The organism is Roseibium sp. RKSG952 (genome assembly GCF_009711355.1).
Genome location: NZ_SMMF01000927.1, coordinates 53114 through 67444, shown reverse-complemented (window position 1 = coordinate 67444; position 14331 = coordinate 53114). Strand labels below are relative to the sequence as shown.

13 protein-coding genes are annotated in these 14331 nt (G+C 57.2%); 7 read left to right on the top strand and 6 right to left on the bottom strand.

The window, feature by feature from the left end; translation table 11 throughout:
• Positions 1–302: 302 nt before the first annotated feature.
• Together E1297_RS23565 and E1297_RS23560 are read left to right on the top strand one after the other, a co-directional pair.
• Positions 303–1535 (top strand): diguanylate cyclase, encoded by a 1233-nt coding sequence (locus E1297_RS23565; RefSeq protein ID WP_196223391.1) that lies wholly within the window; start codon positions 303–305, stop codon positions 1533–1535.
• A 254-nt stretch (positions 1536–1789) separates the two neighbouring features.
• Entirely contained in the window at positions 1790–3022 is a 1233-nt protein-coding gene (locus E1297_RS23560; RefSeq protein WP_155142863.1) for a GGDEF domain-containing protein, read from the top strand.
• A gap of 215 nt (positions 3023–3237) precedes the next feature.
• Here the strand turns inward: E1297_RS23560 and E1297_RS23555 are convergent, their stop codons facing one another.
• Together E1297_RS23555 and E1297_RS23550 are read right to left on the bottom strand one after the other, a co-directional pair.
• A complete protein-coding gene (locus E1297_RS23555; RefSeq protein ID WP_155142862.1) occupies positions 3238–4338 on the bottom strand; it encodes an alkene reductase in 1101 nt (366 codons plus the stop codon).
• 108 nt (positions 4339–4446) lie between these two features.
• Positions 4447–5046 (bottom strand): TetR/AcrR family transcriptional regulator, encoded by a 600-nt coding sequence (locus E1297_RS23550; protein WP_155142860.1) that lies wholly within the window; start codon positions 5044–5046, stop codon positions 4447–4449.
• A gap of 890 nt (positions 5047–5936) precedes the next feature.
• On the opposite strand from E1297_RS23550, the gene E1297_RS23545 reads away from it, so the two are divergent.
• From E1297_RS23545 to E1297_RS23535, 3 genes are all read left to right on the top strand, one after another.
• Positions 5937–6866 (top strand): SH3 domain-containing protein, encoded by a 930-nt coding sequence (locus tag E1297_RS23545; protein WP_155142858.1) that lies wholly within the window; start codon positions 5937–5939, stop codon positions 6864–6866.
• A gap of 104 nt (positions 6867–6970) precedes the next feature.
• Positions 6971–7459 carry a hypothetical protein gene (locus E1297_RS23540; protein WP_209015955.1) on the top strand — a complete coding sequence of 163 codons (489 nt, stop codon included), beginning with the start codon at positions 6971–6973 and terminating at the stop codon, positions 7457–7459.
• Between the two features lie 150 nt (positions 7460–7609).
• Complete coding sequence (locus E1297_RS23535) at positions 7610–8803, top strand: lytic murein transglycosylase (protein WP_155142856.1); 1194 nt, start codon at positions 7610–7612, stop codon at positions 8801–8803.
• Positions 8804–8959: 156 nt separating this feature from the next.
• On the opposite strand, the gene E1297_RS23530 is transcribed toward E1297_RS23535, so the two are convergent.
• Together E1297_RS23530 and soxR are read right to left on the bottom strand one after the other, a co-directional pair.
• The gene (locus E1297_RS23530; protein ID WP_155142854.1) at positions 8960–9523 is read right to left on the bottom strand and encodes a cupin domain-containing protein; all 564 of its coding nucleotides are present in this window, start codon (positions 9521–9523) and stop codon (positions 8960–8962) included.
• Between the two features lie 165 nt (positions 9524–9688).
• A complete protein-coding gene (gene soxR, locus E1297_RS23525; RefSeq protein ID WP_155142852.1) occupies positions 9689–10207 on the bottom strand; it encodes a redox-sensitive transcriptional activator SoxR in 519 nt (172 codons plus the stop codon).
• Between the two features lie 91 nt (positions 10208–10298).
• Between soxR and E1297_RS23520 the strand changes: the two genes are divergently transcribed.
• On the top strand, positions 10299–10685 hold the full coding sequence (locus E1297_RS23520; RefSeq protein ID WP_155142850.1) for a VOC family protein: 387 nt from the start codon (positions 10299–10301) through the stop codon (positions 10683–10685).
• A gap of 38 nt (positions 10686–10723) precedes the next feature.
• On the opposite strand, the gene E1297_RS23515 is transcribed toward E1297_RS23520, so the two are convergent.
• A complete protein-coding gene (locus tag E1297_RS23515) occupies positions 10724–11608 on the bottom strand; it encodes an amidohydrolase (protein ID WP_155142848.1) in 885 nt (294 codons plus the stop codon).
• A 627-nt stretch (positions 11609–12235) separates the two neighbouring features.
• Between E1297_RS23515 and E1297_RS23510 the strand changes: the two genes are divergently transcribed.
• On the top strand, positions 12236–13078 hold the full coding sequence (locus E1297_RS23510) for an isochorismatase family cysteine hydrolase (protein ID WP_196223390.1): 843 nt from the start codon (positions 12236–12238) through the stop codon (positions 13076–13078).
• A 380-nt stretch (positions 13079–13458) separates the two neighbouring features.
• Here E1297_RS23510 and E1297_RS23505 read toward each other — a convergent pair whose 3' ends face one another.
• Positions 13459–14226 (bottom strand): SDR family NAD(P)-dependent oxidoreductase, encoded by a 768-nt coding sequence (locus E1297_RS23505; protein WP_155142839.1) that lies wholly within the window; start codon positions 14224–14226, stop codon positions 13459–13461.
• Positions 14227–14331 lie beyond the last annotated feature (105 nt).

Genomic DNA, 14331 nt, shown 5'->3' with positions numbered 1-14331 from the left:
TTGTGTTGCACTTGGCGCTTGAATTCACTCACTGCAACACAAGAAATAAAAAAAGACTTTACACACCAGATTTTATCAACGGGAGTCCAAGAGAAGCCCCGGAAATTTCTTTCCAAAGTCCAACGCTCCATAGAATATCATTCAAAAAGCTTGATGCGCCCCGGCATCCATAATAAGAAAAATTATCGATAAAACAAAATCAAAACAATCCTCGCACACAAGACCCGTCAGGCCTCATGAAACTGGACTCGGCTACGCTCTTTGCAAGTGTAACCTTCGCGACATTCGCTGGCGTGGTAGTCATGCTTCTTTTTACACTTTCCCTACGTCACCGCACGGCAGAAATCACCTTCAGCGGGATCGTTTGGGCATTCGGGCTTCTTGCAATCGCTATCGGCATGCTGCTGGTCGGTTTGAGGGGATCGATCCCGGACTCACTCAGCATTTTCGTCGCTAATCTGGTACTTATCACCGGAGCAGGCCTACGCCCCAATGCCGTGGCTTCGCTGTGCGGCCGGAAGCCGTTTTTGTGGCTGCCTTTTCTTCTGTCCGGCTTTTGGGCGGCTTTATGGCTGCTTCCAGCGTTTCGCGAGCAAGTCTATCTGCGGGTCGGTTTCGTGAATGGAGCCTATTTGGCAAGCGCGCTTTACATCATTTGGCTTTGCGCCTTTTGCAACACCGCAAGACTTGTAAACGCACGCATTCTGGGAATCATAATGAGCCTGGAAGCCGTGGCACTGCTGATTGCGATCTCGCATCACACGCTTGAACAATACTCAAGCTACGCGCAATCCTTCCAGACCCATGCCATGACGGTTTACCTGACCCTGCTGCTTATCACGACAATCGGCAGCACCATGTGCGTGGCGGCAATGGCGCTCGAACGCATTCAAGGCCGGTTTCACGAACAGGCGATGGAAGATGATCTGACAGGACTGCCAAATCGCAGGGCTCTGTTCAAACGGGGCCGGCAGATGCTTGAAAGCAAGGACAACAGAAAGGCACCTTACGCCGTCATCCTGCTGGATATCGACCACTTCAAATCGATCAATGATCGCTTGGGGCACGCCACCGGCGACGAGATCTTGCGCCTGTTCGGCAGAATCACGAAAGGTCTTCTTCCGCAAGGCGCCCTCGCCGGCCGATTGGGGGGCGAAGAATTCGCGATCATTTTGCCCGGAGCCTTGCACCGCAAAGCCGAAATCACAGCCTTGGACCTGGCCCAGGCATTCACCAGAGAAAGCGAGGCTGTTTTGGGCAACGGCAACCACGCCACCATGAGCGCCGGTGTCCTGACCACCGGAATTTCCAGTTCGCTTGATGTCTCCCTGAAATTTGCCGACGCCTGCCTCTACCTTGCCAAGCGTGAAGGCAGAAACCGGATTGTGTCGGAAGACCGGAGCGGGCAGCGGGCCGGTGCAACCAGCACAATCGCGACAATCCTGGACCAAGACACGGGAGAATTGCAGCGGTTATCCATCCACGCGCCGCCGCCTACCGAAGAACCTGTAAATTTTAACAAGCTATCAAATTAAAGCTGGAAATGCTCATATTCTGACGCCAATCAGCTCGACAGCAACGACAAGATAAATTAATCAACTCCAATTAAAATAATTTCCACCACTTACTCATTGCAGAGTATAGAGAGCCCTACTCCCGAAACTTGTCTTTTGAATTTAGCAATAATATTTACATATATGTTTGAATTAGAGCATAAATTAAAACATGGAATTAACCAGCAGGCGCTTAAAGAAATTACCGATGCATCGCAGTCGCTCACGGGGGGCAAATGCGGCTTGATTCAGCAACACTTTATACAAGCATAACGTTTGCTTCGTTTGCAGGCGCTGGCGTGCTTATGCTGTTTCTGGTCAGCTTGCGTCATCGGACCCGGGAAATCTCAGCAAGCGCTATCGTCTGGTCGCTCGGATTGCTCTGTATCGCTGTTGGAACGCTGCTGATTGGCCTGCGTGGCGAAATCCCGAATTTCATCAGCATCTTCCTGGCCAATGCGTTTACTATCATGGGAGCAGGCCTGCGCCCGAATGCCATTGCGATTTTTTTCGAAGGCAAGCGATTCCTTTGGGCCCCACTCCTGCTGGCGCTTTCCTGGATGTTGTTGTTACAGCTCCCGGGCTTTCGGGACTCAGTCGCCCTTAGGGTCGCCTTCGTACAAGGGACTCTTCTTATTGCCGCACTTGCCATGGCGTGGATGTGTATCCGCCTCAATCGCGAGAAGCTTGCAAGTGCGCGTATTCTGACGGTGATCGTGTTGTTCGAGGCGACCTCCTACATCACGATAATCACCGTCCACACGCTCAACCAACCAAGGGTCTTTTTGACCACCTTCCAGTCGCCAGCCGCGACTTACAATCTTTCCGTCGCGCTGATCAGCATAATCGCAACCACCATGTGCGTTGCTGCCATGGCACTCGAACGCATTCAGAACCGGCTTCATGAAAAAGCGATGGAAGATGACCTGACCGGGCTGCCGAATCGCCGCGCCTTTTTCTTCAAAGCCCGCCAATTACTGGAGAGTTCCGGCAAGCATCACAGCCCTTATGCCGTCATTCTCCTCGATATAGATCACTTCAAATCCGTCAATGATCGTTTCGGCCACGCCGAAGGCGACAGGGTTCTGCGTTTGATGGGGCAAATAACAAGGGACACACTTCCGAAAGATGCAATTCCCGGCCGGCTCGGTGGCGAGGAATTCGCCATCGTTCTTGCCGAAACCTCCGCAGACCTGGCGGACATGACGGCGAAGCGTCTGGCCAAAGCTTTCTCAAGCGCGAGCAAACAGGTCTTGGGGAACGATGACGGTGTAACTTTCAGCGCAGGCATCTCGCTCTGCCCGCCTCAAACGCTCCTTGAACACGCCATGGTTCAAGCCGACCATTGCCTTTACGAAGCCAAACGCCGGGGACGAAACCTGATTGTCGTGGCGGACCCGGAAGCCGCCGGGTTACTTGATGAAAAATACCTGCGCCCGGCAATGCAGCGCGTTGACCCGAATCGTTGATCCGGATCTTGGCACATAAGGATACCGGAAAAGAAAACGGCCGGGCGGGAGAGGAGCACCGCACCGGCCGTCTTGCAGGCTGCCCAGGGTGGGGATAGGCACGACGGAGCGGGCAGCCTGTAACTTGGAAAGCGGATATAACGCGCAAGCCGGTCACGCCTCACATCCACCATGCAATTTCAGTTTGGTCTGCAAGTGCGACCAACCGCCAGCCGTCAAGCAGCCCTGGTTTCGGTCAGCACCGGATAGTCCGTGTAGCCTTCCCGGCCACCACCATAGAATGTGGATTGATCCCACGGGTTGAGTGACGCGTTCTGCGCCAGCCGCTCCACCAGATCAGGATTGGAAATGTAGGGGCGCCCGAATGCAACAAGGTCGACGTCTCCGCCTTCGACCCGGTTGACCGCAAGATCCCTGTCGTATCCGTTATTGCCCATCTTGACGCCGTCAAAGCGTTTGTAAAGATCTGAAAGGTCAGCGCCTTCAGGCACATCCCGCGGTCCGCCGGTCTGACCTTCCACAAGATGCAGATAGGCAAGGCCGTAGCGATTTAAAAGATCGATTGCATTAACAAACGTTTCCTGCGGGTTACTATCTGTTATGTTGTTGGCGTTCGAATAGGGGCTCAGGCGGATACCGACCCGGTCAGCACCAAGCTCGCCGGTAACAGCCTCCACAACCTCCTTCAAAAAGCGCAGCCGGTTTTCGACCGATCCGCCATATGCGTCTGTGCGCTTGTTGGATCCATCCTTCAGAAACTGGTCAATCAGATAGCCGTTGGCCGCATGGATTTCGACACCGTCAAATCCAGCCTCTCGCGCATTGGCAGCGGCCTTCCGGTAGTCTTCGACAATGCCGGCGATTTCCCCGGTCTCCAGCGCCCGAGGCTTGGTCGTATCGATGAAGTTCTCACCGTCAAAGCTCTTGGAGTTTGCCGAGATGGCAGAGGGCGCCACCGGATCGGCCCCGCCCGGCTGCAGAACAGGATGCGAAATCCGTCCGACATGCCAGAGCTGGATGACAATCTTGCCGCCCCTGGCGTGAACCGCCTCGGTAACCTTCTTCCAGCCGGCGACCTGCGCATCCGAATAGATCCCCGGCGTCCAGGCATAGCCCTTGCCCTGCGGCGAGATCTGTGAAGCCTCGGTGATGATGAGGCCCGCTGACGCGCGCTGCGCGTAATACTCGGCATGGATCTCATAGGGCGCATCATCCTCGGCACGTGCGCGGTTGCGCGTCAGCGGCGCCATGACGATCCGGTTTTTCAGATCGATAGCCCCTGCCTTGATCGGGGAAAACAGCTTGTGATCGGACATGTTCCAAATTCCTGTATTCTCTAATTCCGGACCAAACGGTCCATAAATAATCCTGCCCCTGTAACCGCGAGAACCGTCTGGCACCGCGATGGTTCCATTAAAAACGGATCAGGGAGACAGGATCGTGCGGGCTTCTTTCAGACTTCTGGCAATCTTTTCCGGCGGAAAACCGGATTTGCGCATCGCCAGGGTCCCGATCGTGAGCGCCGACAAGGCTCGGGCCTTGTCCAGTGCGGCGTGCGGATTTTTCGGGTCGATCGTCCCGGCCAGAATCCGCTCGATTTCTTCAAGATGACGGCGGCCTAGTGCGGCCACCTCTTCCTGATGGGGCGCCATTTCGGTGATACAATTCACCAACAGGCAGCCCTTTTGACCAGCCTCCAGTCCGGTCAAGGCGTTGAGCATCGCGCCAAGCGGATCGTCCGTGGCGGTCGACGCAATTTCCTGAAGACGCGTCAGATTGGCGTCCGAGTACATTTTCAATGCAGCCGTGAGGACCGCAAGCTTGGACCCGAAAGCCCCATAGAAACTGGACCGGCTGATGCCCATGGCAGCAGTCAGGTCATCCAGCGACGTCGCCTCGTAACCTTGCCGCCAGAACACCTCAAGCGCTGCCGTCAACGCGGTCGCTTCATCAAAACTGCGCGGCCGTCCGGGGCTGGTACCGGACTTCCGGGTCTTTGGCTCTATGGTCTGGGTGCTTGTCATGGCTGCTAATATGGACTGCCTGTTCCACAATGCAAGAGTTCTTGCTGAAGTTTTTGGATCAGTCAGTCCGGAATGACGAGGCCGGATCTCATCCCCCGGACAACACTTCTTATGCAGCCAAACGCCTCGAAAATTCTGCGATATGCGCGCCGCCTCGGGAATCAAGCGCATGAGAACGGTCCCTCACACCGGTTTGCCGGGGAAGCAGGCCTGAAAGACCCCTGCATATGGAAGCAAATCGAAACATGCATAAGTTGGACTTACGCCAAAGACGTGGCGATGACGCCATAAGGAATTGAGCATCAAGGGCGCGGGTCGCGCCGCTATGCGGTCAAAGATCCTTGACACTCAATTCCTTATGGCAAGCTGGCCAGGAAGCCTTTCCAGGCGGAAACCGCATGGAAAGGCGTTCCGTGAACACTTCAACACCATCCCCAATAGATGATGGGCAGACTTGGCGCGCTCAGCTGCTCGGACCAGCAATATGCAGAGGTCTCTCCGAGCCCCCGCAAGGGCAATGCAACCAAAACGGGGCGCCACGCTTTGCATCCAATGCCAAACCCCTGAAAACGCATGGCGGCTTCGCCCGGCAAATTCTCCAACCGGAACAATTATGGTTAACCATTTCTAAAGTGCTTTGAGAGCCAAATATCCAAGGCTTATTTCGTAAACGGAAAGTCCCGGCAATCGCGAGCAACGCTTTGCCGTAATCTTGACTCGATTGGCAGGCATGAAATGGCATTCTGGTAGATATTGATAAATTTGCCAGTGTCATATTATTGACAAGGCGTAAATGAATCGGGCTAATGACCAATACTCACCTTGACGTACAGGGCAGTTTATAGCGCTTGACCGGCGCGAGTGACGAGTGGGTAAACGGAGTTATAGAATTGCGGAACAAGAGCGCTTCCAAGGCGACGGCCAATTTCCGGTCTTCTCAATCCGGCCATTCGACCCCTTCGAGCAAACGACTCGTGGCGTCCCCCGGCATCCGCTGGGCCGACGATCCGGGCCCTGCACTTTGTGAAACGGATCTGCCCGGCCGCGCTGAAAAGCCGGTGCGTGACCGAACCGGAAACCTCTCGCTCAAGCTCTTGGGCACGGCTGCCGTCATCGCAGTCACAGCAACCGGCGCGGCGGTCTACGCTGCAAAGGAAGGCAGCCCCGTTGCTCCCAGGCTCCTGCATGTCGGGCAGACCATCGTGCCAAAGCAAATGATGCGGCAGGATCACTCTCCGGAAACCGCAAACTTCGCGGCAATCGACACACATTTCGACATCGCGGCCGCCAGCACCCGATCCGGATTGGAGGAAGCCCTCAAAAACAGTGTCGAGCTCGCCCAACTTCGGTCGACCAACAGCCCCGATATCCAGCTGACATCGAACGATGTGTTACGCACACGTGCAGCGACAATCATCGAGCCCGAAACATCCGCAGCCCTTGCCTTCACTGAAACCCCGTCAGGGAACGATGATGCGGCAAGCGCCATTCTGGCTGCAACGGCAGCGGACCCGGACAACTCCACGCCGCAACCGGCCGCGCCCGCAACCGGCGCCCTGTTGAGCAACAACCCGGATCCGGCAAGCAGCCCCAGCTCGAACCGGTCTGGCGAATCAGCGGCCTTGCCGTCAGCGCCGGGAGCAACCGTCACGGCTTCGGTCAACATGCGGGCCTCGGCAGACAGCTCCTCGCAGGTTGTTGCGATCCTGCCGGCTGAAGCCAGGGTGCTCCTCGACAGCTGTGACAGCTGGTGGTGCTCGGTCAGCTATGATGGCAAGACCGGATATGTCAGCAAGCAGTTTGTTTCGGGCCACAGCTGACCTTCGGCACCGGCACCACGGCCTGGCGCGATTTTCATTCCGTAACTTTGTGTTATTTGATTGCCTGATTTCCCGAGGGTAGGATCACCCTGAGGAGTATTTCAATGGCGATCACACCGTTCTCACCAGCGGCTGCAATTCTCTGCGCGTTTGTCGTGAGCGGTGTTGCGATGGCCCAGCCGGCCGCCCAGGCAAACACCAACTGCGTGCTTTATGCGACCGACTATGCCAACCGGTATGCCGGCAGTGGCGATCCGGTGGGAGACGCGGTGCAAGGCGGCATGGCAGGCGCAGTTATCGGCGGCGCATGGCGCGGCCCCGGAGGCGCGGTCAAAGGCGCGCGGGCCGGTGCAGCCCTTGCCACGCTCGACAATCTTGGCTCCATGCCGGGCGGCTGGCAGGGCCTCTACGACATGGCCTTTCAGATGTGCCAGCAACAAACCTCGCCGGTCAATGCAGACACGCTTTACCCCGTCCCGCCGGTCGCACTTCCCCAACCGGCCTGCCGGTCCAGCGCATCCGTGGACAAGCGTCCCCTGCGCGCGCCGGACGGATCGATTTCCGCCGGATCAGGCACCACCGGTTGCCCGTAACACCAATTTGCGGGCAACCGCAGCGAACGGCCAATTGGTGTTGCGGGCAATGGATCAATTGCGAAATCATCTCCGGTCCAAGGTTGACCTCACCCGGTCCGATCAGCCACTTTCACCGCAAATCGCAGAGCCGACAACCGGAACCCAGACATGATTCGAACCGCCCGTTTTTTCAAAACCCTGACATTCCTTGCCCTTGCAACACTTCCGGCAAGCGCGCCCGCATTGGCCCAGCAATGCGGCGGGAACTTCCAGCAGTTTCTTGCCGGAGTGAAACAGGAGGCCGTTGCAAAGGGGTTGTCGGCAAGTGCTGCGGACCGGACACTCAACGGCGCGCAGATTGACCGCAAGGTTTTGTCCCGGGACCGGGCACAGGGCGTCTTCAAGATGACCTTCCTCGATTTCTCGAAACGGGTCATCTCCGGTTACCGCATGAATAACGGTGCGGCGAACATGCAGAAATACGCCAGCGTGTTCCAGCGGGCCGAGCGGGAATACGGCGTACCCGCTCCGGTGATCACCGCCTTTTGGGCCCTGGAAACCGATTTTGGCGCCGTGCAGGGCGATTTCAATACGGTCAACGCACTGGCCACGCTTGCCCATGATTGCCGCAGACCGGAACTATTCCGCCCGCAGCTGATCGCGGCGATCGCCATGGTGCAAAAGGGCGATCTGGACCCGCGCACGACCACCGGCGCCTGGGCGGGAGAAATCGGCCAGGTGCAGATGCTGCCCGAGGACATTCTGCTTTACGGCCGGGATGGCGACGGTGACGGCCATGTCGATCTGAAGGGCAGCGCTCCGGACGCGATTCTCACGGCGGCAGCCTTCATCAAGCATCTGGGCTGGCGCCCGAACGAGCCCTGGCTGCAGGAAGTCACGGTACCCTCGACACTGGACTGGAGCCAGACCGGGCTCGGCAAGGCGCGCCGGGCAAGCGACTGGGCCGCTGCCGGCGTCACGCCGCGCTCCGGCCAGATCGCCGGCGACCTGCCGGCCGCGCTGATCCTGCCGCAGGGACGCAACGGACCGGCTTTCCTCGCCTATCCGAATTTCGACATCTATCTGGAATGGAACCAGTCCTTCATCTACACCACCTCGGCAGCCTATTTCGCAACCCGCCTTGCCGGTGCGCCGGTCTACAATCAGGGAAATCCGGATCAGGGCCTGAATGACGCCCAGATGCGCCAGCTGCAGACCAAGTTGTCGGCAGCCGGATATGATGTCGGCAAGGTCGACGGTATTCTTGGCGCCCGCACCCGCGCCTCGGTTCAGGATGTCCAAAAGCGCCTCGGGTTTCCGGCCGACGGCTGGCCAACCCCTGCCCTTCTGGCGCAACTTTAACAATGGCAGCCAGAACGAAGGGCCATCAGGCCCTTCGTCAAACTGTTCCACAAGCTACGGCACCGTTGTGAAGGCACGCAGAGCATTGAAAATTTTGTCTCGCCTTGCGGCCAAGGCACTGGGGAGAAACCAGCCGCTTTCGGGATCGCGACCGCTCTACTGGATTTTTTCGCGGGTTTCGCCCGGTGCCTGTTCGGGTATTGTCGGCTGTTTGCCGTCGCCGAGCATGAAGACGGCCAGCACCTGCACCAGCCCCTCGCCCGTGTTGACCCCGCGATGCGTCGCATGCATGGCCTCCAGGAACCCGTCGCCCTTGCGATAGACCCGCTTGCCGACGCCTTCATAAGTCACTGTCAGTTCACCTTCGAGAATGTAACCGAACGTCGGGACCCCATGCTGATGCCACGCGGTTGCCTCGCCCGGGCCCAAAGTCACGACGACAGATTTGATCGATTCGTTTCTCCTCGGAAAAACCAGAGGCTCACCCGCAACCGTCTTGTCGCCGCTGAACACATCACGAACGCTGGTGTAGGGCACCTTGTCCGACACCTCGGCACCGGAGGCGGCGTCCTCGCCGGGCTTTGCACCGGGCGCTGCCGGGCCCGGCTTGGCGCCGGGTGTCAGGGACTTGTCGGCTGCAATCGCCGGCAGGCCGGAGGAGACAGACAAGATCAGTGCGAATGCAAAAAGTCCCCGGGCAACTCTGTTGGTTTCAATCATGGCCGGATTTCCCGCTTGTTTTGTTTGAGCCGCTGTCATGATGGCAGCATCCCCATGACGTTCGCAACATTATGTGGTCCTGTGAGATTCTGTGGCGCGGACCCAAGCCACCTGAATAGCCGATGTCCTGATGGACACGACCGGATACGGTCACCCGGCACCCGGTCAGGTGTCCTGTTCCGGACCGGTTTTGGAACCCGGACCTGTTGCAGGGTGATCGCCCAGAAGGAAACGCGGCCCCCTGCCCTTTTGCGCGGCCGCATCCCCAGCATTGTAAAGCCGGCACGACTTCAGCGACAGACAGCCGCAGCCGATGCAGCTGTCCAGCTTGTCCCGAAGGCGGGTCATGCGGTCGATCCTGGCATCCAGATGCGTCCGGAACGTCTTGCTGATTCGCGTCCAGTCCGATTTGTCCGGCGCGCGTCCCTCCGGAAGCTGCGCCAGTTGCCCGGCGATTTCCGTGATTGTGAAGCCGAATTCCTGCGCGACCAGAACAAAGGACAAACGCCGGATATCGGCTCTCAGAAACCGGCGCTGTCCGCCCGAATTGCGAAACGGTGACACCAGCCCCTTGGATTCGTAGAACCGGATGGCCGACACCGACAGACCGGTCCGGTCGGCAAGTTCGCCGATCGACAACAAATCATTGCCTTTCCTGACCTGAAGATTTTTTTCGCGCACCATCTCTTGACCTCAACTTAGGTTGAGGAATTATATCCAGTGTCCCGAGGCAAAAAAGCCTTGTTTTTCAATTTCAAACGGAAAGGGACAGATCATGGCCAGCGCATTTCTCGAGCATGTCAACGTCACGGTAAAGGATCCGGAGGCAACCGCACAAAACTTTGTCGACTGGTTTGGCTGGCATGTCCGCTGGCACGGCCCGGCAAAGGACAACGGCGTGACTTTCCATGTCGGCAGCGATACCAGTTACATCGCACTCTACTCTAAGGGTGGAAACCACAAGGCTGATCACGCAACCTATGTCACGCAAGGCGGCCTGAACCATCTGGCAGTAGTGGTTGACGATCTGGATGCCACTGAAAAACGTGTTCTGGCATCGGGTTTCAAGACCCATAGCCATTCCGACTACGAACCCGGCAAGCGGTTCTACTTTTACGAGGAAAACGGCATCGAGGTTGAAGTTGTCAGCTACAGCCACTGACGATCAACCGGGGCGGTCATCGAAACCGCCCCTCTCTCCTATGGCTGAGACAGGATGCCTTCAGGCCGGTAGAAGGCGACCGCATTGTCATAAAGCGCCATCCGGCCCATGTTGTCACCGAGCGCGTCCCAGATCAGCTTGATATCGGCCGGCTTGAATGGCTGCTTGGCCCGTGTCGACGGCAAATCGCTGCCGAACATCAGCGACTCAGGGTTGACACTTGCAATCGCCTTCAGCGTTTTCGGAATATCCATGGAGCCAAGCCGTCCGAAACCGCTTGCCTTGATCCTCGCGCCCTGTTCCGCAAGCCGCTGAAGCACCGGCAACGCTTCGGGTCCCATTCCCAGATGATCGATCACCAGCTGCGGAACGTTTTCAAGCTCCTTTTCCATGTCGACGAGGGTCTTGGCCGATGCATAGACCTCAAGGCTCCATCCGGCTGTGTCCCATATACGCGACCCGAGGGCCGCCAGCGTTCCGGTGTCAGGCTTGCCTTCGCGAAAGATGTTGACCCGTGCCCCCTTCACCCCGGCCTTGTCCAGCTTGAGGATGTCCTGATCGGTCGCATCAGGGGCAAGCTGGATGACACCGACATAATTCGACCCAAGCTCGGCCAGCCCGTCGAGCATGTATTGCTGACGGTCACCCTGAAAGGAGGCTGCCACCAGCGCGCCGCCGGCGAAGTTCAAGCCCTCGATCTTGTTCTGGTAATCGGACACCGAAAAAGGCTGCGGCGTGAAGCCGTCATTTGCGCTGAGCGGATATTCCGGATCGAAGATATGAAAATGCGCATCGAAGATCGGTCCGTAATCACCGTCGGCAGCAGCAACACCAGGCTTGGCAATTGCGCTTGCAGTCAGCAGCGCGGCGGTTCCGATCAGAAGCTGGCGGCGGTTCGGGGAAGTCGGAGCGGTTCGGGTCATCTGCGGTCCCTGATCTAACTTCAAAAACGGAGCGGTTCGGCCCAAACGATGGACCAACTCCGCTCCGATTGGAAGTCTATATCCCGGACGCCGTCAATTCCTGACCCGCAGCCCCCACCATCCGCCGAAATAGTTGCAGGCTCGACCGGCAGACTGGACGACTGCCCGCACAGCCCGGATTTATCATAACCGGGGACAATTGAGCGCAAACAAAACCACGGGAACGGACAGGGCAACATAGAGCCAAAGATCGCGAAAATTGAACATGGAGTACTGCTGTTTTCGACCTTGCGACAAGGCCAGCATCGTTTCCCTGCCGGAACGCCGGTGCCAATCATATGCCTTCGGGCACCGGGAGTACTTGTTGCACTTCAACTGAAATAACGCGCAATACGGCGGCTACAGATCCAATACACCGCTCAACCGCTTGCCCCCACTGTCGAACCGTGACTGAGCCCAAAAAATTGAAATGATCAAGCCGTGTGAAGGGCGCAAAAACGGCACCAAACAAACTCACTCTACGTTAGATATTTCTTGACCATTGACCGTCCTGATGACTGAATTGCCTTCGGCATGTTGTTTCGATTTCGATGCTGAGAATACTACTTTTGAAAATGGGAGATGGAAGTGACAAACAAATTCGCTCGTCTTGCAATATTTTACCTGATGCTTGTTCCTGCATCGCTCGCCCATGCTGATACTTCCGCAACAAGCGCAGGATTTTATGACAAGAATTTCTACACCAAAATTCCGTGGACTGTGTCCCAAAAGGAGAAATTCGACGCGCTCCTGGAACACAACCTCAAAACACCGGACACGGAGTTGCACAGAGACAAAACGGCTCTTCTCGTAATTGATACACAAAACGACTGGGGAACTGCGAAAGGTTCCGCTCCGGAGACAGATATCGAGATTGTCGTGCCGAAAATCGCCGAGCAGGTAAAAACCTGGCGGGAAACCGGGTCGCTGATTGTCCATATTGTGCGCATGTATTACGCAGACGGCAGCGATGCGGACATGTCGCGCAAATGGCAGATGGAACAAGGTCAGTTTACCATGGCCGTGCCGGGAAGCTGGGGCTCCCAGCTTGTCGCCTCGACAACACCTGGCCCGGTGGAACTAGACTACAAGACGCTGCTGGACCTCGGAGTTCAGCAAATCGGTCCGAACGAATACGTGATCTACAAACCTCACTACAACGGCTTCGACCGCAGCAGCCTCAACGACTTCTTGAAGTCGAAAGACATCGATAGTGTGGTTTTCATCGGCATGACATTTCCGAACTGCGTGAGGGGTACGCAGTATGGCGCTACAGACCATCATTACCGGGTCGCAGCCGTTCCCGAAGCGATTACTCAAGTTTATCCTGGTGGCCTCGTGGCAATGCAACGGCAAGGTGTTCAACTGATGTCGATGGGCGACTTCAAAGAATTTGCCACCCAAATCTCCGACACTGCCGTGCCTCAGTAGCGGCAAGATCCATATGAATTGTTTCGACTGGCCAGACGGGGTGGGTTCATGAGCGAAGCGCAACACAATGTAAGTTGTTCAATCTGAAGCGCTTTTTCTGAGGGAAAGCCTCTCAAGGCATAACACGCCTTGAGAGGCTTTCTTGCGATCCAGGCGGAAAGGATTAAGTGTCAAGGGCCTGTAGGCCGTCAAGCGGTTTCCCGCCTCCTGACACGCATTCCCTTACGGCGAACCATACCGTTGCCTTGTTGCACTTCACGGCTGAATCCACAGCATGCCGGTTCAGCGCCGGAAGCCTGACAATCGATACGAGGCATCGTTCGATTAGCTCAAAGCGAACCGAACCGGCGGCAAATTGCAAGGCTGTCCGACCTGCCCGGTTACCTTGGCGCCATACGGATGGCGCCGTCGAGGCGGATCGTCTCGCCGTTCAGCATGTCGTTCTCGCAGATCGACTTGACCAGCTTGGCGTATTCAGCGGCTTTGCCGAGACGGGAGGGGAACGGAACCTGCTGGCCCAGCGAGGCCTGCACGTCCTCCGACAGCCCGAGCAGCATCGGCGTTTCAAAGATACCTGGCGCGATCGTCATCACGCGGATACCCGACTTGGCGAGATCCCGGGCAACCGGCAACGTCATCCCCGCAATCCCCGCCTTGGAAGCCGCATAGGCAACCTGTCCGACCTGGCCGTCAAAGGCCGCAACAGAGGCGGTCGAGACGATCACCCCGCGTGCGCCATCGCCATTGACCGGCTCCAGCTCAGCCATTGATGTGGAGGACAGGGTGACGCAGCGGAAGGAGCCGACAAGATTGACTGCAATCACCTTTTCGAACATGTCCATCGGGTGGTGGGCACCGCGCGATGTGGTCTTTGCGACCGGTGCGATCCCTGCACAATTGACCAGAATCCGTTCCGCGCCATGTACGGCACGGGCCGTCTCAAAGCCGGCTTCGACGCTTTCCTGCGACGTCACGTCGACTTGGACAAACAGGCCGCCGATTTCCTCCGCAACCTTCTGGCCTTCTTCAACACTCCGGTCGAACAAGGCGACCTTGACGCCTTCTGCGGCCAGCATGCGCGCCGTTGCCGCCCCAAGCCCGGACGCTCCGCCCGTCACCACAGCGGAGACCGTGTTGTCCAGCTGCATATACACCTCCTGATTTAGGCTTTAACCGTCTGTATTTTTATCTTTTTTGATCTCTTATTGACGAAAGCGTCAACGTGACGACGACACTATCGAAATGGTGGTGAA

Coding starts and splice junctions, on each gene's coding strand:
- E1297_RS23565 (WP_196223391.1), top strand. CDS start 303: ATGCTTCTTTTTACACTTTCCCTACGTCACCGCACGGCAGAAATCACC.
- E1297_RS23560 (WP_155142863.1), top strand. CDS start 1,790: ATGCGGCTTGATTCAGCAACACTTTATACAAGCATAACGTTTGCTTCG.
- E1297_RS23555 (WP_155142862.1), bottom strand. CDS start 4,338: ATGTCCGATCACAAGCTGTTTTCCCCGATCAAGGCAGGGGCTATCGAT.
- E1297_RS23550 (WP_155142860.1), bottom strand. CDS start 5,046: ATGACAAGCACCCAGACCATAGAGCCAAAGACCCGGAAGTCCGGTACC.
- E1297_RS23540 (WP_209015955.1), top strand. CDS start 6,971: ATGGCGATCACACCGTTCTCACCAGCGGCTGCAATTCTCTGCGCGTTT.
- E1297_RS23535 (WP_155142856.1), top strand. CDS start 7,610: ATGATTCGAACCGCCCGTTTTTTCAAAACCCTGACATTCCTTGCCCTT.
- E1297_RS23530 (WP_155142854.1), bottom strand. CDS start 9,523: ATGATTGAAACCAACAGAGTTGCCCGGGGACTTTTTGCATTCGCACTG.
- soxR (WP_155142852.1), bottom strand. CDS start 10,207: ATGGTGCGCGAAAAAAATCTTCAGGTCAGGAAAGGCAATGATTTGTTG.
- E1297_RS23520 (WP_155142850.1), top strand. CDS start 10,299: ATGGCCAGCGCATTTCTCGAGCATGTCAACGTCACGGTAAAGGATCCG.
- E1297_RS23515 (WP_155142848.1), bottom strand. CDS start 11,608: ATGACCCGAACCGCTCCGACTTCCCCGAACCGCCGCCAGCTTCTGATC.
- E1297_RS23505 (WP_155142839.1), bottom strand. CDS start 14,226: ATGCAGCTGGACAACACGGTCTCCGCTGTGGTGACGGGCGGAGCGTCC.